Source organism: Hydrogenophaga sp., from assembly GCF_041913525.1.
Classification (GTDB): Bacteria; Pseudomonadota; Gammaproteobacteria; order Burkholderiales; family Burkholderiaceae_C; genus Hydrogenophaga.
On record NZ_JAYSFD010000001.1, the window covers coordinates 521,854 to 541,222 of the forward strand.

The 19,369-nt window shown below is 66.7% G+C and carries 19 protein-coding genes; 7 read left to right on the plus strand and 12 right to left on the minus strand.

Annotated features, from left to right (window positions below):
- Position 1: 1 nt before the first annotated feature.
- Genes ACE3RQ_RS02335 through rlmD form a run of 3 tightly spaced genes read left to right on the plus strand, consistent with a single transcriptional unit; the run spans position 2 to position 3,070 of the window.
- Positions 2 to 847, plus strand: a complete 846-nt coding sequence (locus ACE3RQ_RS02335; RefSeq protein WP_374519690.1) for a peptidoglycan DD-metalloendopeptidase family protein — start codon at positions 2 to 4, stop codon at positions 845 to 847.
- A 15-nt stretch (positions 848 to 862) separates the two neighbouring features.
- Positions 863 to 1,648, plus strand: coding sequence for a 3'-5' exonuclease (locus ACE3RQ_RS02340; RefSeq protein WP_374519502.1), 786 nt, complete (start codon positions 863 to 865; stop codon positions 1,646 to 1,648).
- 12 nt (positions 1,649 to 1,660) lie between these two features.
- Positions 1,661 to 3,070 (plus strand): 23S rRNA (uracil(1939)-C(5))-methyltransferase RlmD, encoded by a 1,410-nt coding sequence (gene rlmD / locus ACE3RQ_RS02345; RefSeq protein ID WP_374519504.1) that lies wholly within the window; start codon positions 1,661 to 1,663, stop codon positions 3,068 to 3,070.
- 39 nt (positions 3,071 to 3,109) lie between these two features.
- Here rlmD and ACE3RQ_RS02350 read toward each other — a convergent pair whose 3' ends face one another.
- On the minus strand, positions 3,110 to 3,427 hold the full coding sequence (locus ACE3RQ_RS02350) for a hypothetical protein (RefSeq protein ID WP_374519506.1): 318 nt from the start codon (positions 3,425 to 3,427) through the stop codon (positions 3,110 to 3,112).
- Positions 3,428 to 3,559: 132 nt separating this feature from the next.
- A complete protein-coding gene (locus tag ACE3RQ_RS02355) occupies positions 3,560 to 4,255 on the minus strand; it encodes a Bax inhibitor-1/YccA family protein (RefSeq protein ID WP_374519508.1) in 696 nt (231 codons plus the stop codon).
- A gap of 178 nt (positions 4,256 to 4,433) precedes the next feature.
- Here ACE3RQ_RS02355 and ACE3RQ_RS02360 point away from each other — a divergent pair, with 178 nt between their 5' ends.
- The gene (locus ACE3RQ_RS02360) at positions 4,434 to 4,841 is read left to right on the plus strand and encodes a heme-binding protein (RefSeq protein WP_374519509.1); all 408 of its coding nucleotides are present in this window, start codon (positions 4,434 to 4,436) and stop codon (positions 4,839 to 4,841) included.
- 120 nt (positions 4,842 to 4,961) lie between these two features.
- On the opposite strand, the gene hemP is transcribed toward ACE3RQ_RS02360, so the two are convergent.
- The 7 genes from hemP to ACE3RQ_RS02395 all read right to left on the minus strand — a co-directional run bounded on the left by hemP (position 4,962) and on the right by ACE3RQ_RS02395 (position 11,097).
- On the minus strand, positions 4,962 to 5,153 hold the full coding sequence (gene hemP, locus ACE3RQ_RS02365; RefSeq protein WP_374519511.1) for a hemin uptake protein HemP: 192 nt from the start codon (positions 5,151 to 5,153) through the stop codon (positions 4,962 to 4,964).
- Positions 5,150 to 5,560: an ExbD/TolR family protein gene (locus tag ACE3RQ_RS02370; protein WP_374519513.1), complete on the minus strand. Its 411-nt coding sequence runs from the start codon at positions 5,558 to 5,560 to the stop codon at positions 5,150 to 5,152. The genes hemP and ACE3RQ_RS02370 overlap by 4 nt, the downstream gene beginning before the upstream one ends.
- A gap of 14 nt (positions 5,561 to 5,574) precedes the next feature.
- Positions 5,575 to 6,309, minus strand: a complete 735-nt coding sequence (locus tag ACE3RQ_RS02375) for a MotA/TolQ/ExbB proton channel family protein (RefSeq protein ID WP_374519515.1) — start codon at positions 6,307 to 6,309, stop codon at positions 5,575 to 5,577.
- A 15-nt stretch (positions 6,310 to 6,324) separates the two neighbouring features.
- Positions 6,325 to 6,993, minus strand: a complete 669-nt coding sequence (locus tag ACE3RQ_RS02380; RefSeq protein WP_374519517.1) for an energy transducer TonB — start codon at positions 6,991 to 6,993, stop codon at positions 6,325 to 6,327.
- A 212-nt stretch (positions 6,994 to 7,205) separates the two neighbouring features.
- Positions 7,206 to 8,234 carry an alpha-hydroxy acid oxidase gene (locus ACE3RQ_RS02385; protein ID WP_374519519.1) on the minus strand — a complete coding sequence of 343 codons (1,029 nt, stop codon included), beginning with the start codon at positions 8,232 to 8,234 and terminating at the stop codon, positions 7,206 to 7,208.
- Entirely contained in the window at positions 8,231 to 8,917 is a 687-nt protein-coding gene (locus ACE3RQ_RS02390) for a Fe2+-dependent dioxygenase (protein ID WP_374519521.1), read from the minus strand. Before ACE3RQ_RS02390 ends, ACE3RQ_RS02385 begins: the two co-directional genes overlap by 4 nt.
- Before the next feature lie 5 nt (positions 8,918 to 8,922).
- Positions 8,923 to 11,097: a TonB-dependent receptor gene (locus ACE3RQ_RS02395; protein ID WP_374519523.1), complete on the minus strand. Its 2,175-nt coding sequence runs from the start codon at positions 11,095 to 11,097 to the stop codon at positions 8,923 to 8,925.
- A 254-nt stretch (positions 11,098 to 11,351) separates the two neighbouring features.
- Here ACE3RQ_RS02395 and ahpC point away from each other — a divergent pair, with 254 nt between their 5' ends.
- Positions 11,352 to 11,915 carry an alkyl hydroperoxide reductase subunit C gene (ahpC, locus tag ACE3RQ_RS02400; protein WP_374519525.1) on the plus strand — a complete coding sequence of 188 codons (564 nt, stop codon included), beginning with the start codon at positions 11,352 to 11,354 and terminating at the stop codon, positions 11,913 to 11,915.
- A gap of 113 nt (positions 11,916 to 12,028) precedes the next feature.
- Positions 12,029 to 13,615, plus strand: coding sequence for an alkyl hydroperoxide reductase subunit F (ahpF, locus tag ACE3RQ_RS02405; protein ID WP_374519527.1), 1,587 nt, complete (start codon positions 12,029 to 12,031; stop codon positions 13,613 to 13,615).
- A 103-nt stretch (positions 13,616 to 13,718) separates the two neighbouring features.
- On the opposite strand, the gene ACE3RQ_RS02410 is transcribed toward ahpF, so the two are convergent.
- The 3 genes from ACE3RQ_RS02410 to ACE3RQ_RS02420 all read right to left on the minus strand — a co-directional run bounded on the left by ACE3RQ_RS02410 (position 13,719) and on the right by ACE3RQ_RS02420 (position 16,699).
- Positions 13,719 to 15,446 carry a cation acetate symporter gene (locus ACE3RQ_RS02410; protein WP_374519529.1) on the minus strand — a complete coding sequence of 576 codons (1,728 nt, stop codon included), beginning with the start codon at positions 15,444 to 15,446 and terminating at the stop codon, positions 13,719 to 13,721.
- Complete coding sequence (locus tag ACE3RQ_RS02415; protein ID WP_374519531.1) at positions 15,443 to 15,751, minus strand: DUF485 domain-containing protein; 309 nt, start codon at positions 15,749 to 15,751, stop codon at positions 15,443 to 15,445. Before ACE3RQ_RS02415 ends, ACE3RQ_RS02410 begins: the two co-directional genes overlap by 4 nt.
- Positions 15,752 to 15,877: 126 nt before the next feature.
- On the minus strand, positions 15,878 to 16,699 hold the full coding sequence (locus tag ACE3RQ_RS02420; RefSeq protein ID WP_374519533.1) for a pyruvate, water dikinase regulatory protein: 822 nt from the start codon (positions 16,697 to 16,699) through the stop codon (positions 15,878 to 15,880).
- Between the two features lie 162 nt (positions 16,700 to 16,861).
- On the opposite strand from ACE3RQ_RS02420, the gene ppsA reads away from it, so the two are divergent.
- Positions 16,862 to 19,261 (plus strand): phosphoenolpyruvate synthase, encoded by a 2,400-nt coding sequence (gene ppsA, locus ACE3RQ_RS02425; protein WP_374519535.1) that lies wholly within the window; start codon positions 16,862 to 16,864, stop codon positions 19,259 to 19,261.
- Positions 19,262 to 19,369: the final 108 nt, after the last annotated feature.

A 19,369-nucleotide genomic window follows, 5' to 3' on the forward strand; every position in this document is an offset into this window, starting at 1 on the left:
CATGGGCCCATCCCTGTCGGCTGCGCGCCCGCGTTGGCAAGGCGTTGCCCTGCTGACGGTGCTGGCCGCCCTGATGGTGACGGCCGGGTGTTCCACCCGCCGCGTCACCGCACCCGCCCCGGTGGTTGACCGTGGCTTCTCGCGGCCGGCCGATGGCGCTCCGGCCGCCGCCGCCCTGCCTGGCGCCGAGAACGCCGGCAAGCCCGGCTACTACACCGTCAAGGCCGGTGACACCCTGTACCGCATCGCCCTGGACAACGGCCAGAACTGGCGCGACATCGCTGCCTGGAACAGCCTGAGCAACCCCAACACCATCGAAATCGGCCAAGTGCTGCGCGTGCAGCCGCCCGTCAGCGCCGCCCCGGCCGTGGTGGCCGCGCCCGTGGCCAGCAGCGGCGTGGCCGCCCGCCCCTTAAGCGAGGCCGGTGCCGCGCCCGCTCTGGCACCCGCGCCCGCACCTGCGCCCAGTGCTGCTGGTGACGACCTGCAATTCATCTGGCCCGCCAGCGGTTCCGTCATCGCCAACTTCGATGAGAGCACCAACAAGGGCGTGAGCATCGCCGGCAAGATCGGCGACCCGGTGGTGGCCGCCGCCGACGGCCGCGTGGTGTACGCCGGCGCCGGCCTGCGTGGCTACGGCAACCTGATCATCCTCAAGCACAACAACACCTACCTCACCGCCTACGCCCACAACCAGGCGCTGCTGGTGCGCGAAGACCAGGCCGTGAAGCAAGGCCAGAAGATCGCCGAGATGGGCAGCAGCGACACCGACCGCGTGAAGCTGCACTTCGAGGTGCGCCGCCAGGGCAAGCCGGTCGATCCGCTGGGCTTCCTGCCCAAGCGCTGAGGCGCCCAGGTGCCCATGGCCTGGCCGGTTCTGGTCTTCGACATCGAGACCATCCCCGACATGCAGGGCCTGCGCGCCCTGCGGGGCACCCCCGCCGAGGCCAGCGACGCCGAGGTGCACGAGCAGTGGCTGGCCGAGCGCAAGGCCGAAGGCCGCAGCGACTTCATGCCGCTGCACCTGCAGCGGGTGCTGGCCATCAGCTGCGTCTTCCGCAACGCCGAGGGCCTGCGCATCCACTCCTTCGTTGACCGCGACGGCCAGAGCGAGGGCCGGGTGGTGCAGGCCTTCTTTCACGCGGTGGAGAAGCACACGCCCCAGCTCGTGAGCTGGAACGGCGGGGGCTTTGATCTGCCCGTGCTGCACTACCGCGGCCTGCGCCACGGCGTGGAGGCCAGCAAATACTGGGACATGGGCGAGGACGACCGCGAGTTCAAGTGGAACAACTACATCAGCCGCTACCACCTGCGTCACCTTGACCTGATGGACCTGCTGGCCATGTACTCACCCAAGAACAACGCGCCGCTGGACGCCATGGCCAAGCTCTGCGGCTTTCCGGGCAAGCTCGGCATGGACGGCTCGCAGGTGTACGCGCAGTACCTCGCGGGCCAGACCGAAGACGTGCGCCGCTACTGCGAAACCGACGTGATGAACACCTACCTCGTCTACTGCCGCTTCCAAAAGATGCGCGGCGGTTTCACCGAGGCCGAGTACGAGCAGGAAATCGCCTACGTGAAGCACACCCTGGACGGCCTGGCCCACACCGAACCGCACTGGCGCGAGTACCTGGCCGCCTGGGCCTGAGACAATCGCGGGATGCAATCCGACATCCCCACCGACGACAAGACAACCCTCCCCGATGGCTGGCTGGCCATCGAATCCCTGGACATCGAGGCCCAGGGCATCGCCCACCGCCCCGACGGCAAGGTGGTGTTCGTCGAAGGCGCGCTGCCGTTCGAGCAGGTCAGCGTCAGCGTGCACCGCAAGAAGAACAACTGGGAAGCCGCCACTGCCACCGAGATCCACCGCGAATCGTCCCAGCGCGTGCGCCCTGGCTGCCCGCACTTCGGCCTGCACGCCGGCGCCTGCGGCGGCTGCAAGATGCAGCACCTGCACGGCAGCGCCCAGGTGGCCATAAAGCAGCGCGTGCTGGAAGACAACCTTTGGCACCTGGGCAAGGTCAAGCCCGAGACCCTGCTGCGCCCCATCGAAGGCCCCACCTGGGGCTACCGCTACCGCGCCCGCCTGTCGGTGCGCTTCGTGCACAAGAAGGGCGAGGTGCTGATCGGCTTTCACGAGCGCAAGAGCCGCTACGTGGCCGACATGCAGGTCTGCCACGTGCTGCCGCCCCACGTGAGCGCCATGCTCATGCCGCTGCGCGAGCTCATCTACGCCATGGACGCGCGCGAAACCTGCCCGCAGATCGAGCTGGCCTGTGGCGACGAGGTCACCGCCCTGGTGCTGCGCCACCTGGAGCCCCTCAGCGAGGACGACATCGCCCGCCTGCGCGCCTTCGCGGCCCAGCACGGTGTGCAGTGGTGGCTGCAGGCCAAGGGGCCGGACACGGTGAAGCTGCTGGACGACATCGGGCCCGAGCTGTCTTACAGCCTGCCCGAGTTCGGCATCACCATGCCCTTCAAGCCCACCGACTTCACCCAGGTCAACCCGCACATCAACCGCGTGCTGGTCACGCGGGCGCTGCGCCTGCTTGACGCCCAGGCGCATGAGCGCGTGATCGACTGGTTCTGCGGCCTGGGCAATTTCACCCTGCCGATTGCCACCACGGCGGGAGAGGTGCTGGGCATCGAGGGCAGCGAGACCCTGGTGGCCCGATCGCGCGAGAACCTTGCGCGCAACCAAATGGGGCGCGAGCGACCGCTGGCCCCCACCCAGTTCGTGGCGCGCAACCTGTTCGAGATGACGCCTGGCCTGCTGGTGTCAGACGGCAGCGCCGACAAATGGCTGGTGGACCCGCCGCGCGAAGGCGCGTTTGCCTTGGTGAAGGCGCTGGCCGACTTGCACCAGCAGCCCGAGCAGCGTGGCCCCTGGACGCCGCCCAAGCGCATCGTCTACGTGAGCTGCAACCCGGCCACCCTGGCGCGCGACGCCGGCCTGCTGGTGCACCAGGCGGGTTACCGCTGCGTGGCGGCGGGCGCGGTGAACATGTTCCCGCACACCGCGCACGTGGAAAGCATGGCGGTGTTCGAACTGATCGATCAGGGTTGAGGCTGGGGCCGGGTGCCTGGGTGCCCGGCTACCGGCGGATCAGGACCGGTTGCCGGCGCTGGTCTCGGCTTTTTCGGCCGGCGCGCGGTTCTCGCTGGGCATGCCCACGATGCTGTTCTCGCGCATGTACTGGTCCATGTCTTTCCAGCCCTCGAACACGGCGGCCTTGCCGGACCTGGGGTTGGAGGCGAAGCAGTCTTCGATGCTGCGCACCGCGTGGCGGCAGGCGCTGCCGATGGCTCGGCCCTCGGCCTCTTTGCGCGCGTACACCTGGGCGGCGGTCTCGATGCCCAGGGCATCACAGCCCCCGAGCAGGGCGGTCACGGCAATCAGGCTGAGGAGGGTGGGGCGTCGCATGGGCAGTGCTGAAGCAGTTTGTGTTTCGTATCGGCAGGCCCTCGACCAACTTGATGCCAATGGCGCACAAAGCCCGATCAATCGGCCAAAAAAAAGGACCCGAAGGTCCTTTTTTCTGTGGAGCGGGCGATCTCACTCGCGCTCGCCGCCGAAGATGCCCAGCAGGGCCAGCAGGCTCTGGAACACGTTGAACAGGCTCAGGTACACGCCCAGCGTGGCGCTGATGTAGTTGGTTTCCTCGCCGTCTTGCACGCGCTTGAGGTCATGCAGGATGAAGGCCGAGAAGATGCCGATGGCCAGCACCGAGAGGGTGATCATCAGCGCGCTGGACTGAATGAACACGTTGGCGATGCCTGCCACCAGCAGGAGGATCATGCCGACGAACAGGAACTTGCCCATGCTGCTGAGGTCGCGCTTGATCACGGTGGACAGCGAGGCCATGCCAAAGAAGATGGCGGCAGTGCCACCGAAGGCGGTCATGATCAGGCTGGCGCCGTTGGAGAAGCCCAGCACATTGGCCACCAGGCGCGAGAGCATCAGGCCCATGAAGAAGGTAAAGGCCAGCAGCACCGGCACGCCGGCGGCCGAGTTCTTCGTCTTCTCGATGGCGAACATGAAGCCAAAGGCGCCGCCCAGAAAGACGATCAGGCCCATGAAGCCGGTGAGACCGGCGGTGATGCCGGTGGCCACGCCGAGCCAGGCGCCCAGCACCGTGGGCAGCATGGACAGCGCAAGCAGCCAGTAGGTGTTGCGCAACACGCGATTGCGCTGCGAGGCAACAGACACGGCGGCGCCGAAGCGGCCGGTGGTTTGAACGTGGTCGGTCATTTGTTGGTTTCTCCTGGGTTGATCGAAAAAATCAATCGCAGGCCATTGTAGGGGCCTGTTTCCTCGTCGGCCCGTTGATCCACTCTCACCCCCAGGGTTCGTCCCGGCGAAGGGATGGGGGGAATGCGGGTATCGTCGGGCTCCCGTTTCTTTGTCACCTTTTCCCGAGAAAAAGTTCATGAAAACCAAAGCCGTGCTCGACCTGGCCGACGTGAAGGCCATCGCCGCTGCCGCCGAGGCCGAAGCCTTGAAGAACAACTGGCCAGTCACCATCGCCATCGTTGACGACGGTGGGCACCTGCTGTGGCTGCAGCGCCTGGACGGCGTGGCCGCGATCTCCGCCCACATCGCGCCGGCCAAGGCCAAAACGGCCGCGCTTGGGCGCCGCGAGAGCCGCCTGTACGAAGAGACCATCAACAACGGCCGCGTGTCTTTCCTCAGCGCGCCCGTGCTGGAGGGCATGCTGGAGGGCGGCGTGCCCATCATGAAGGACGGGCAGTGCATCGGCGCTGTGGGCGTGAGCGGCGTCAAGTCTACCGAAGACGCGCAGATTGCCCGCGCGGGCATTGCCGCCATCGGACTCTGAAATCGGCCTCCGTACCCGGTTCAGGCAAAAAAAGCCTGGCTACTGGCTCCCCTGTGCGGGGTGCCTTGGCTGGCCAACACGACCTCAGGATCTGCCCGGTCCTGGGTCGCCCCACGAAAACTATTTGGTCAGGATGAGCTTGCCCTGCCGGGTGGTCTGCAGCCGGTAGATGGCGCCGTTGTGCTCAATGGCCACCGCCCGCTGGCCCTGCAGCAACGCCGCGCTGGGCAGCACCGGCATTGGTGGGTCGGGGAGGGTCGGTTGGCGCGGCTCGTCGGCCGGCGCCTGGCCTGCCTCGGGTGCCGAGTTCATCGTTCGGGCTCCGTGATGAAACCGATCTTGCGCACGCCCGCGCGCTGGGCGGCGGCCATGGCCTGGGCCACGCGCTCGTAGCGCACGGCCTTGTCGCCGCGGATGTGCAGCTCGGGCTGGGGGTCTTGCGCGGCCACCGAAGCCAGGCGGTTGGCGAAGTCGGTGTCGTCCACGCGCTGGTCGTTCCAGAAGTACTGGCCCTGCGCGTCCACCGACAGGCGCACGTTTTCGGGCTTGTCTTGCACCTTGTTCACGCTGGCCTGCGGCAGCTCGATGTTCACCGCGTGCTTGATGACCGGCACCGTGATGATGAAGATGATCAGCAGCACCAGCATCACGTCGATGAACGGGATCATGTTGATCTCCGCCATCACGTCGTCGTTGTCGTTTTGCGTTCCGATGGCCATGGGGCAGCTCCGGCTCAGGCTTTCTTGATGGGCAGCACCTTGCCGTCGCCTGCCACGCTCACGCGGGCGCCAGTGACGAAGTAGGCGTGCAGGTCATGGGCGAAGCGGTTGAGCTGGTGCAGGATGCCCTTGTTGCCCCGCACCAGGGCGTTGTAGCCCAGCACCGCGGGAATGGCCACCAGCAGGCCCAGGGCCGTCATGATGAGCGCCTCGCCAATGGGGCCCGCCACCTGGTCAATGCTCACCTGGCCGGCCGCGCCAATGCCCAGCAGGGCGTGGTAAATGCCCCAGACCGTGCCGAACAGGCCCACGAAGGGCGCGGTGGAGGCCACCGAGGCCAGCACCGACAGGCCGCTCTGGGCGCGGGCGGTGAAGTCGTCCACGCTCTTGCGCAAGGAGCGCTCGATCCAGTCGCTCACGTCCAGGCTGTCGTGCAGTTGGGGGCGGGTGCTGCGCTCGGGTTGGGTGATGTGGCGCGCGGCCTCGCGGCCTTCCAGGGCGGTCGCGCGGAAGGGGTTGCCCTCGGAGGCGCCGAGTTTGTCCAGGCCCTCGGCGAAGTCGGCGCTGTGCCAGAAGCCCTCAACCCCCTTGGCCTGGGCGCGCTGGGCGCGCTGGTCCAGGGCCTTCCACAGGATGATGACCCAGGTGGTCAGGCTCATGGCCAGCAGCACCAGGGCGACGGAGCGGGTGACCCAGTCGCCCTGGGTCCAGACGTGGGCCAGGCCCGAGGTGGCGAAATCGTTGTTCATGGTGTGTGACAGGGTTTACTGAAGAACAAATTGAATGGGGACGTTGAACCACATGGCCTCGGCCACGCCGGCGCGCTTGCCCGGCACATAGCGCCAGCGCAGCACGGTCTGGCGGGCGGCTTCGTCCAGGCGCTCATAGCCACTGGAGCTGACCACGGTGGCCTCGGCCGCGGTGCCGTCTGCCTTGATGAGCACGCGCACCACCACCTTGCCTTGCTCACCCAGGCGGCGCGACAGCGGCGGGTAGGGTGGGGGCGGGTTGTTCAGGTAGTCGGCATTGCTGCTGGGCAGCACCACCGCCGGCGGGGCGGGCGGTGCCGGGGGCGCGGCCGGGGCCGGTGGAGCGGCGGCCACCACCGGTTGCGGCGGGGCAGGTGGTGCGGGCGCCACCACGGGGGCCGTGGGCGAAGGCTCAGGGGTCAACACAGGTTGCGGCTGAGGCGTGGCGACCGGGCGTGGCCTGGGTGTCGGTGCCGGGGTTGGGGTGGGTTTGGGCTGCGGGGCAGGTGGGGGCGGTGCGACCTGCGGCTGGGGCAGCTCGATCAGGTCGGCCATCACCTGCACCGGGATGATCAGTTCGGCCGCGCGACGCAGCAGGCCTGTCTGCAGCGCCCAGACCGCCACCACGTGCAGGCCCACCACGGCGCCGACCACCACCAGGCGTTTGGACGGGAGGCTTGTCATGGCTGGATGCGCAACGGAAAGGGACAGCGCCGCGTCGGCGCCAAGGGGTTTCATAGTGTAGGAGGGCTGGATTCCAGGTGGGTCAACGGTGCAGGGCCCACCAGGCGGCCAGCAGGGACACGATCAGGCCAATGGCCATGGCGGCGATGCCGTTGCTCATGCGGGGCTCCTGGTGTGGACATGTTGCCATTCTAAACGCGAATGGTTCGCATTTAATTGCGTTGATCGAAAAATATGCCCAGTGAGCGGGCCTCGTGCGCGTCGCGGCACCCGGTGAGGGCCTGGGCCGCGATGAGCTCGTCGTGCAGCGCCTTGATCGTCTTGGCCACGCCCTGGGCGCCCTCGGCCGCCAGGGCGCGCAGCACCGGCCGGCCCACCAGCACGCCGGTGGCGCCCAGCCCCAGGGCCTTGAGCACGTCGGTGCCCCGGCGGATGCCGCCGTCCACCAGCACCGGCAGGGCTTCGCCCACGGCCGCGATCACCGCGGGCAAGGCGTGGGCGGTGGGGCAGGCGGTGTCGAGTGTGCGGCCGCCGTGGTTGGACACGATCAGGCCGTGCGCCCCGCTGAGCACCGCTTGCCGGGCGTCGTCCTGGTGCAGCACGCCCTTGAGCCAGACCGGCAAGTGGGTGAGCTGGCACAGCCACTGCACGTCGTCCCAGGTGGGCGCGCGGGCCAAGAGGGTGGCCACGTCTGCGGGGGCAGTGGCTGGCAGGTTGACGGCCGACACGCCGGGCGGCAGCCGAAAGCCGCTGCGCCCTTCGCGGTCGCGCACGCCTTGAACGGGGGCATCCACGGTGAGCACGAGTGCCTCGTAGCCGGCCGCCTCGACGCGGCGCACCAGGGCCTCGGTCTGTTCGCGTTGTGCCTGCAGGTAGAGCTGGAACATCAGCGGCCCGCGCCCCGGGTCGGCCAGGTGCAGGCGGGCCACGTCTTCCAGGGGGGTGCTGGCCTGGCAGCTCAGCACCAGGCCCGCGCCCAACGCGGCGGCCGCCAGGGCGGTGGCCTGCTCGCCGTGGGGGTGCAGCACGCGCTGGTGGGCCATGGGGGCCACCAGCAGGGGGGTGGGCCAGTCGCGGCCCAGCAGGCGCATGCGGGTGTGGCTGCCGGCCAGCGGGCGCAGCACGCGGGGGCGCAGGGCGATGGATTGCCAGGCGGTCTCGTTGGCCCGCACGGTGATTTCGTCGGCGGCACCGCCTTCGAGCCAGGCGTTGGTGGCGGCGTCCAGGGGCGGGTGGCTCATGGTTGCGCCCACATGCGCAGCAGGTTGTGATAGACGCCCGAGAGGCCGGTGGCCTCGTCGCTTTCGCCGTCGCGTGCGCGCAGGCGCAGCAGGTTCATGTCCAGGTCAAAGAGCACGCGCCGCTGCTCGTCGCTGCGCACCATGCTTTCGATCCAGAAAAAGCTGGCCAGCCGCTCGCCACGGGTGACGGGCGTGACCTCGTGCAGGCTGGTGCCGGGGTAGAGCACCGCGTCGCCCGCGGCGAGTTTCACGCGCTGCTGGCCCATGCTGTGGTGCACCACCAGTTCGCCGCCGTCGTAGCTGTCGGGTTCGCTCAGGAACACGGTGCAAGACAGGTCAGAGCGCACCCATTCGCCGCTGGCGCGCGAGTGCATCACGGCGTTGTCGATGTGCGCGCCGTAATGCTCGCCCGGGGCGCGGTAGGCGTTGAAGAGGGGGTTGAAGATCCGCCGCGGCAGCGCGGCGGCGAAAAAAAGAGGGTCGCGCTGCAGCGCCCCCAGCACGATGGCGCGCGCCTCGCGGCAGGGCTCGCTGTCTTGGGCGAGTTGCCGGTTGTGCTTGCGGGCCGCCGCCTGGGCGCCGGCGCTGGCCGCACCGTCCACCCAGGGCGCGTCTTCGGCCAGCAGCGCCCGCAGGCGCCGCAGTTCGTCGGCGTTGATCAGGTGTTTCAGGTGCAGCAGCATGGGGGTCAGAACAGGGTGGTGAGGGTGAGCTGCACCTTGCGCGGCGCCCCCGGTTGGTAGAAGCCGCGGTACAGGCCGTCGGCGTAGAGCTTGTCGGTCAGGTTGGTGATGTTCAGCTTGAGCAGGCTGGAGTCCGACAGGGTGTACTCGGCCATGGCGTCGATGGTGCTGAAGCCGGCGGCGACGGTCGTGCGTGCGCCTTCGGGGTTTTGCTTGCTGCGGAAGTTCAGGCCTGCACCAAAACGCCATTTGGGGTTGAGGCGATAGGTGGTCCAGAGGCTGCCGCTGTGCTTGGGCGTGAGGGCCGGGCGGTCGCCTTGCACTTGCGAGCCGCCACCGTTGGCGGCCAGCACCTGGTTGCTGCGCGTGATCTTGGCATCGGGAATCCAGGTGTGGTTGTAGAAGATCTCCCATTCAGGGGTGATGCGCCCGGCGAGGTTGAACTCCATGCCGCGCGCGTAGCGCTTGCCCGAGAGCAGTTGCTGGGTGGCGGCGGTGTCGGGGTCGGTGTTGCGCTCGTTGTATTTCTCGGCCTGGAACAGCGCCACGCCCACCGAGGCGCGCTGGTCAAACAGCTCGTATTTGGCGCCGATTTCGAAGTTGCGGCTCTTCTCGGGCGGCGTGTTGGCGTTCTTGGCGTTGGTGCCGCCGGGCGCGAACGTGCCGGTGGCGAACTGGTAGGTGTCGCCCGAGGTGTTGTACGAGGTGCCGAACGAGGCGTAGTACGACGCGGTGGCGCTGGGCTGGTAGAGCACGCCCACGCGCGGGCTCCACAGGTTCTCGCTCATGTCGAAGGTGTTGCCGCTGTTGTCGCGGTAGCTGGCGGTGAAATGGTCAAAGCGCAGGCCGCCGATGAGCTTGACGGTGTCCGTCAGCGCCATGGTGTCTTGGGCGTACAGGCCCAGGCCCTTGGCGTCGAAGCGGTTGAGCGGCGGCACGCCGCGCGTGTCCAGGCGCCAGTCGCCGTTGTTGGGCGTGCCCACGGTGGTGGTGAGGCTGGAGGCGGTGCCGGCGAAGTTCTGGTTGCGCTTGGCGTCTTCGATGCTCAGGTCGACGCCGGCGATGAGCTGGTGTCGCTTGCCCAGGGCGTCGAAGGCGGTGCTGTAGTCGCTCTGCACCTGGGTCAGGTCGCTGTAGCCCACGCGGCCTTTGGGGCTGCGGGTGATCACCGTGTTCGGGTTCAGGTTGGCCTGGGTGGTGCCGGCGGCGAAGCGCACCACGCTGGACCACATCTCGCGTTCGTACTGGCCGTGGCGCACCGTGGTCTTGAGCTCGGTGTCGGCGTCAAAGCGGTGCTTGTGGGTGAAGGTGGCCACCGTGCTTTGGGTGCGGTTGTAGTCGCTGTCAAAGCCGTAGAAGTTGCCCGCGTCCAGCGTGGGCACGATCTTGCCGTTGCTCAGGAACCAGGGGTGGTTGTAGATGGGGTTGCCATCGGTTTCCAGGTGCATCAGGCCCACCTGGAACTCGTCGCGCAGGCCGATGCCCCAGCGGTAGGCGGCGGCCACGCCGCGCTTGTTGTCACGCGCGCCATCGTTGTCGGCGTTTTGCACCATGGCGTTCAGGCGCAAGGCCGAGTCTTCGCCGGTCTTGAGGTTGAAGTCACCCGTCAGGCGCACCTCGCTGCCGGTGCCGATGGTGGTGGTCACCTCGTGCTGGTCCATCAGGAAAGGCTGCTTGCTCACCTGGTTCACCACGCCACCGGTGGAGCCTTTGCCGAAGAGCATCGAGGCCGAGCCCTTGAGCACCTCCACGCGGTCCAGGTTGAAGGTGTCGCGCTCGATCAGCGGGGCGTCGCGCAGGCCATCCACGTAGATGTCGCCGGCCTGGCCCAGCGAGAAGCCACGCAGGCGCACGTCTTCCTCGCCGGTTTCGCCCGACATGAAGGTGACGCCGGCGGTGGTGCGCAGCACCTCGCGGAAGTCATCGAGGTTGCGGTCGTCCAGCAGGCGCTCGGTCATCACCGTGACCGATTGCGGGATGTCGCGCAGCGCCTGGCGGCCCTTGCCGATGCTGGTCTCTTTGGCGCGCAGCGTGGTTTTGGCGTCGCTGCCCAGGGCGTCTTCGCGCACCTCGACGGTGGGCAGGGTGGCGGTGGCGGGGGCCGTCTGGGCCACGGCATTGAGAGAACCCAGCAGCAGCATGGCGCCCAGGGGCAGGGGGGAGAGCGGGTGTTGAGGCATGAGTGAAGCAGTCCGGTCGGAGGGTTGTCGGCTGGCTGCATCGCCTCGGGCGATTGGCTGGCTGTTCAGGCTGAACGATACCATAAACGAGAAACATTCGCATTCAGGTTTTGCGTTGCAGCAAAAAAGCTATCGGGTGAATAGCAACTATCAATACGTAAATGTCATAGAAATCATCTATAGTTCATCCCGTCGCCACTTTGCCGTGGCGCGCGTTTCACCCTTACTCGCAACCTCAACTCAAGGAAGACACCATGTCCCTGATCAACACCCAAGTTCAGCCCTTCAAGACCCAGGCTTTCCACAACGGCAAGTTCATCGAAGTGACCGAAGCTTCCCTGAAGGGCAAGTGGTCCGTGCTGATCTTCATGCCCGCCGCTTTCACCTTCAACTGCCCCACCGAAGTGGAAGACGCTGCCGACAACTACGCCGAGTTCCAGAAGGCCGGTGCCGAGGTCTACATCGTGACCACCGACACCCACTTCTCGCACAAGGTGTGGCACGAGACCTCCCCCGCCGTGGGCAAGGCCCAGTTCCCGCTGGTGGGCGACCCCACCCACGCCCTGACCAACGCCTTCGGCGTGCACATCCCTGAAGAAGGCCTGGCCCTGCGCGGCACCTTCATCATCAACCCCGAAGGCACCATCAAGACGATGGAAGTGCACGACAACGCCATCGCCCGTGACGTGAAGGAAACCCTGCGCAAGCTGAAGGCTGCCCAGTACGTGGCCAACAACCCCGGCCAGGTCTGCCCGGCCAAGTGGAACGAAGGCGCCAAGACCATCGCTCCGTCGCTGGAACTGGTCGGCAAGATCTAAGCCACCCGCTCAAGTACTGCCAAGTACCGCAGCCCGATGGGTTGCGGTCCCTTGCGGACCGCGACCCATCCCCCGGCGGCACTTTTGCCCCACCCGTTTTGAAGGAGATCCCCATGCTCGACGCCAACCTCAAGAACCAGTTGCAGGCTTACCTCGGCAACTTGCGTCAGCCCATCCGGCTGATCGCGTCCCTGGACGACGGTGCTTCGTCGGCCGAGCTGCGCGAGCTGCTGCAAGAGATCGCCGGCCTGTCCGACAAGGTGTCTTACGACGAATCCGGCAGCGACAGCCGCAAGCCCTCGTTCGTGATCGCCCGCGAAGGCGAAAGCACCGGTGTGCGCTTTGCCGCCATCCCCATGGGCCACGAGTTCACCTCGCTGGTGCTGGCCCTGCTGTGGACCGGCGGCCACCCGCCCAAGGTCGAGGCCGAAACGCTGGAGACCATCGCCGCGCTCGACGGTGACTTCCATTTCGAGGTCTACATGAGCCTGTCCTGCCACAACTGCCCGGACGTGGTGCAGGCCTTGTCGCTCATGGCCATTCGCAACCCGCGCATCCACACCACGGTGATCGACGGTGCCCTGTTCCAGGCAGAGGTGGAAGCCCGCCAGGTGATGGCCGTGCCCATGGTCTTCCTCAATGGCCAAGTGTTCGGCTCGGGCCGCATGTCGGTGGAAGAGATCGTGGCCAAGCTCGACGTGAACAGCGACGAGCGCGAAGCCGCCAAGCTGAACGCCAAAGACGCCTTTGACGTGCTGGTGGTGGGCGGTGGCCCGGCCGGCGCCGCCGCTGCCGTGTACGCCGCCCGCAAGGGCATTCGCGTGGGCGTGGCCGCTGAGCGTTTCGGCGGCCAGGTGAACGACACGCTGGCGATTGAGAACTACATCAGCGTGCTGGAAACCAACGGCCCGAAGTTCGCGGCCGACCTGGAAGCCCAGGTGCGCCACTACGGCGTGGACATCATGAACCTGCAGCGCGCCGAGAAGCTGATTCCGGCCAGCGAGCCGGGCGGCCTGGTGCAGGTGCAGATGAGCAACGGCGCCACCTTGAAGGCGCGCAGCGTGATCCTGTCCACCGGCGCGCGCTGGCGCAACGTGAACGTGCCCGGCGAAGCCGAGTACAAGAACAAGGGCGTGGCTTATTGCCCGCACTGCGACGGCCCCCTGTTCAAGGGCAAGCGCGTGGCGGTGATCGGCGGTGGCAACTCGGGCGTGGAAGCGGCCATTGACCTGGCCGGCGTGGTGCAACACGTCACCCTCATCGAATTCGCCGACGCCCTCAAGGCCGACGCGGTGCTGGTGAGCAAGCTCAAGAGCCTGCCCAACGTCACCATCCACGTGAACGCACAGACCACCGAAATCACCGGCGCTGGCGGCACCGTGAATGGCCTGAGCTACAAGGACCGCGTGAGCGGCGAGATTCGCCACGTCGAACTCGAAGGCGTGTTCGTGCAGATCGGCCTGGTGCCCAACACCGAGTGGCTCAAGGGCACGCTGGAGCTCAGCCGCTTCGGCGAGATCGTGGTGGACGCCAAGGGCCACACCAGCGTGGACGGTGTGTTCGCTGCAGGCGACTGCACCACCGTGCCGTACAAGCAGATCGTGATTGCCGCTGGCGATGGCGCCAAAGCCTCGCTGAGCGCCTTTGACTACCTCATTCGCCAGCCCGTGGTGGCGGCGGGTGAGGCGGTTGCGGCCTGACGCACCCCATCAGGCTGGGTGAAACGCAAAAGGCCACGGGCAGTGCCCGTGGCCTTTTGTCCTTGGTGGCCTGGCGACCGCTCGCCCAGGCCTTGGTCGTGGCTTAGTGGCCCGACGCCGTCGAGGCACCGATGCCGGTTTCCGAGCGCACCTGTTGCGCCAGGAAGCCCGCGCGGTCCACGCCAGCGCGGCGGCTGCGGTCCAGCAGCGAGAAGACCCAGATGCCCACGAAGCCGATGGTCATCGAGAACAGCGCCGGCGAGGTGTAGGGGAACAGCGCCGAGCCCTTGGGGTTGCCCAGCGTGGCTTCCCACACCGAGGGCGACACCACCGTCAGCACCACCGACGAGATCAGGCCGAGGAAGCCGCCGATCACCGCGCCCTTGGTGGTGCAGTCCTTCCACAGCACGCTCATGAAGAGCACGGGGAAGTTGGCCGAGGCGGCGATGGCGAAGGCCAGCGACACCATGAAGGCGATGTTCTGCTTCTCGAAGGCAATGCCCAGCAACACCGCCACCACGCCCAGGGCAATGGTGGTGATCTTGGACACGCGCAGTTCTGCCTTGCTGTCGGCCTTGCCTTGCTTGATCACGGTGGCGTACAGGTCGTGCGACACGGCCGAGGCGCCCGAGAGCGTCAGGCCGGCCACCACGGCCAGGATGGTGGCGAAGGCCACGGCCGAGATGAAGCCCAGGAACACGTTGCCGCCCACGGCATTGGCCAGGTGCACGGCGGCCATGTTGCTGCCGCCCACCAGGCCGCCCTTGGCGTCCAGGAATTGCGGGTTGGTCAGTACGAAGGTGATGGCGCCGAAGCCGATGATGAAGGTCAGCAGGTAGAAGTAGCCGATCCAGCCGGTGGCCCACATCACGCTCTTGCGCGCTTCCTTGGCCGAAGGCACGGTGAAGAAGCGCATCAGGATGTGGGGCAGGCCGGCGGTGCCGAACATCAGCGCCATGCCGAACGAGATGGCCGAGATCGGGTCCTTGATGAAGCCGCCGGGGCCCATGATGGACAGCCCCTTCTTGGCGGCGTCTTCAGCCGACATGCCGGTGTTGGCGGCGATATTGGTGCGCACTTCCACGCCCTTGGCGAACAGCGCCTCGGGGCTGAAGCCGTACTGTGCCAGCACCATGAAGGCCATGAAGCTCACGCCCGCCAGCAGCATCACCGCCTTGATGATCTGCACCCAGGTGGTGGCCGTCATGCCGCCGAACAGCACATAGACCATCATCAGCGCGCCGACGATGACCACGGCCATCCAGTACTCCAGGCCGAACAGCAGCTTGATGAGCTGGCCGGCGCCGACCATCTGCGCGATCAGGTAGAACGCCACCACCACCAGCGTGCCCGAGGCCGCGAAGGCGCGGATCGGCGTCTGCTGGAAGCGGTAGCCCGCCACGTCGGCGAAGGTGAACTTGCCCAGGTTGCGCAGGCGCTCGGCCATCAGGAAGGTGATGACCGGCCAGCCCACCAGGAAACCGATGGAATAGATCAGGCCGTCAAAGCCGCTGGCCATCACGGCCGCGCTGATGCCCAGGAAGGACGCGGCCGACATGTAGTCGCCCGCGATGGCCAGGCCGTTCTGGAAGCCGGTGATGCCGCCGCCGGCGGTGTAGAAGTCGGCGGCGCTGCGGGTTTTGGCCGCGGCCCACTTGGTGATGTAGAGCGTGGCCAGCACGAACAGGCCGAACATGCCGATGGCCGTCCAGTTGGTCGATTGCTTCTCGGCCTGGCCCAGGTCGGCACCGGCGGCATACACCGCAGCCGACACACCGCACAAGGCCAGCAAGGTGGCGACGCGGCGCAAGGTGTTGTGGTGGCGGCTCATCGCTTCACCCCCTTCAGCAGGCGCTCGGTCAGCTCGTCGAACTCGCCGTTGGCGCGCTTGACGTAGATGGCCGTCACCACGATGGTGAACACGATCACGCCGAAGCCCACGGGGATGCCCAGCGTCATCACGCCTTCGCCCAGGCGCTGGGCCAGCAGTTGTTTGTCAAAGGCCACCAGCAGGATGAAGCCGTAGTACACGACCATCATCGCCAGGGTCAGCCACCAGCCAAACGCCGAGCGGCTTCGGCGCAGTTGCTGATAGGTGGGATCGCTTGCGATCCGTTTCACCAAGTCTTCGTCCATCGTTGTCTCCTTCTAAGGGGGTAAGGAGACGGAGGGTAGGCACCCCCACTGACGCACCACTGACCCGGCGCTGACGCGAGACTGACCGTCGCCTTAAACAGCCGTCAGCTTTCTCGCCACGCCGCTTCAGTACTCGAGGCGCTCGGGCCGCACCTCTTGCAGGATGGTGGTGGCGATCTCTTCGATCGACTTGGTGGTGGTGGAGAGCCAGCGAATGCCCTCGCGGCGCATCATGGCCTCGGCCTCGGCCACTTCCATGCGGCAGTTGGCCAGGCTGGCGTAGCGTGAGTTGGGGCGGCGCTCATTGCGGATCTCGGACAGGCGCTCTGGCGCGATCGTCAGGCCGAAGATCTTCTTGCGGTGTGGCACCAGCGCCGGGGGCAGTTGCCGGCGCTCGAAATCCTCCGGAATGAGCGGGTAGTTCGACGCCTTTAGCCCGTGCTGCATGGCCAGGTACAGCGAGGTGGGCGTCTTGCCGCTTCGGCTCACGCCCACCAGGATCACGTCTGAGCCCGCCAGGTCTTTGTGGCTCTGGCCGTCGTCGTGGGCCAGCGAGAAGTTGATGGCCTCGATGCGGTCGTTGTAAGACTTGCTCTTGGAGACGTCAGAGAAGCGGCCCACGCGGTGGTTGCTCTTGATGCCCAGTTCGTGTTCCAGCGGCTCCACGAAGGTGCCGAACATGTCCAGGATCTTGCCCTTGCAGTTGTGCTTGAACACATCGAGCACGTCTTCGCGAACCACGGTGGTGAAAACCACTGGCGGGCGGCCTTCCACGTCGGCCGTGTGGTTGATCTGGCGCACCGCCTGGTGGGCTTTGTCCACATCGTCCACAAAGGGCAGGCGCACCCGGCGCAAATTGGTCTCGAACTGCGCCAGGATGGCGTTGCCAAAAGTCTCAGCGGTGATGCCGGTGCCGTCAGAGATGAAAAAAACCGTCCTGGTGGGCATGGTGCGGCCGTCCTTACAATGCGAGGGTTGTGTTGGGTGCGCCATTATCCCGGCTGACCCAGCCCCCCCATTTGCTCCCTTGCCCGGTGCCGACCCACAACAGAACAACAGGTCAATCGCTGGCGCATGGAACCCCGGTTTTTCAACCTTAGGAGTCTTTCCATGTCCAACCTGTTTGGCGCGACCGATCTGGTCGTCCCTTTCGAGAAGCTCAGAATGAGCGATGTCGAGGCCGTCGGCGGCAAGAACGCCAGCCTCGGCGAGATGATTTCGCAGCTCCCCAGCGGCGTGAAAGTGCCCACGGGCTTTGCCACCACGGCGCACGCCTTTCGCGAATTCCTCAAGGCCGACGGCCTGACCGACCGCATCAACGCCCGCCTGGACGCCCTGGACACCGAAGATGTGCGTGCCCTGGCCGAAGCCGGCGCCGAGATTCGCGCCATGGTGGAAAACCAGCCTTTCCCGGCTGACCTGGAAAAGGCCATCCGCGACGAGTTCGCCAAGCTCTCCGCCGGCAACCCCGCCGCCTCGTTCGCCGTGCGCTCGTCGGCCACCGCCGAAGACCTGCCCGACGCCTCCTTCGCCGGCCAGCAGGAAACCTTCCTGAACGTGGTGGGCATCGAAGAAGTGCTGCACAAGATGAAGGAGGTGTTTGCCTCCCTCTACAACGACCGCGCCATCAGCTACCGCGTGCACAAGGGCTTTGCCCACGCCGACGTGGCCCTGTCGGCCGGCGTGCAGCGCATGGTGCGCTCTGACCTGGGCGCCGCCGGCGTGATGTTCACCATCGACACCGAAAGCGGCTTTGAAGACGTGGTCTTCATCACCTCCAGCTACGGCCTGGGCGAGACCGTGGTGCAGGGCGCCGTGAACCCCGACGAGTTCTATGTGCACAAGCCCATGCTCAAGGCAGGCAAGCGCGCCGTGATTCGCCGCAACCTGGGCAGCAAGCTGATCCAGATGACCTTCTCCACCCCCGAGGAGAAGGCCGCCACTGGCAAGCTGGTCAAGACCATCGACGTGCCGGTGGAGCAGCGCAACCGCTACAGCCTGACCGAAGCCGACGTCGAGCAACTGGCGAAGTACGCCCTGGTGATCGAGCAGCACTACGGCCGCCCCATGGACATCGAGTGGGGCAAGGACGGCACCGACGGCCAGCTCTACATCCTGCAGGCCCGCCCCGAGACCGTGAAGAGCCAGAGCGCCGGCAAGACCGAGGTGCGTTACAAGCTCAAGGGCAAGGGCGCCGTGCTGGCCTCGGGCCGGGCCATCGGCCAGAAGGTGGGCACTGGCCCGGTTCGCCTGGTGCACAACATCAGCGAAATGGACAAGGTGCAGCCCGGTGACGTGCTGGTCACCGACATGACCGACCCCAACTGGGAGCCGGTGATGAAGCGCGCCAGCGCCATCGTCACCAACCGCGGCGGCCGCACCTGCCACGCCGCCATCATCGCGCGCGAACTGGGCATTCCGGCCGTGGTGGGCTGTGGCAATGCCACCGACACCCTGAAGGACGGCACCCTGGTCACCGTGAGCTGCGCCGAAGGCGACACCGGCCAGATTTACGACGGCCTGCTCGAAACCGAGGTGACCGAGGTCACCCGCGGCGAGATGCCCCCGGTGGACGTGAAGATCATGATGAACGTGGGCAACCCCCAGCTCGCCTTCGACTTCGCGCAGATTCCCAATGGCGGCGTGGGCCTGGCCCGCCTGGAATTCATCATCAACAACAACATCGGCGTGCACCCCAAGGCCATCCTGGACTACCCCGCTGTTGATGCCGACCTGAAGAAGGCCGTGGAGTCGGTGGCCCGTGGCCACGCCTCGCCGCGCGCCTTCTACGTGGACAAAGTGGCCGAAGGCGTGGCCACCATCGCCGCGGCCTTCTGGCCCAAGCCCGTCATCGTGCGCCTCTCCGACTTCAAGTCCAACGAGTACCGCAAGCTGGTCGGTGGCAGCCGCTACGAGCCCGACGAAGAAAACCCCATGCTGGGTTTCCGTGGCGCGGCCCGCTACGTCAGCGAAGACTTCCGCGAGGCCTTTGCCATGGAGTGCGAGGCCATCAAGCGCGTGCGCGAAGAAATGGGCCTGACCAACGTGCAGGTGATGGTGCCCTTCGTGCGCACCCTGGGCCAGGCCCAGCGCGTCACCGAGCTGCTGGCCGCCCAAGGCCTCAAGCGCGGTGAGAACGAGCTGAAGATCATCATGATGTGCGAGATCCCCAGCAACGCTGTGCTGGCTCACGACTTCCTGCAGTTCTTCGACGGCTTCTCCATCGGCTCGAACGACCTGACCCAGCTCACCCTGGGCCTGGACCGCGACTCGGGCCTGGAACTGCTGGCGCACGACTTCGACGAGCGCGACCCGGCCGTCAAGGCCCTGCTCAAGCTCGCCATCGGCGCCTGCAAGGCCGAGGGCAAGTACGTGGGCATCTGCGGCCAGGGCCCCAGCGACCACCCCGACTTCGCTCAGTGGCTGCGCGATGAGGGCATTAGCTCCATCTCGCTAAACCCCGACACCGTGGTCGCCACCTGGCAACTGCTGGCCGGCGCCAAGAGCTGATCGCGCGCTCCAACGCCAACCCAAAAGCCGGGCACCTGCCCGGCTTTTTTTCGTCTGCGCCCGGCGTGGACCTGCCCGCTGACGTCAGGTGGCGGTCAGAGCCCGGCG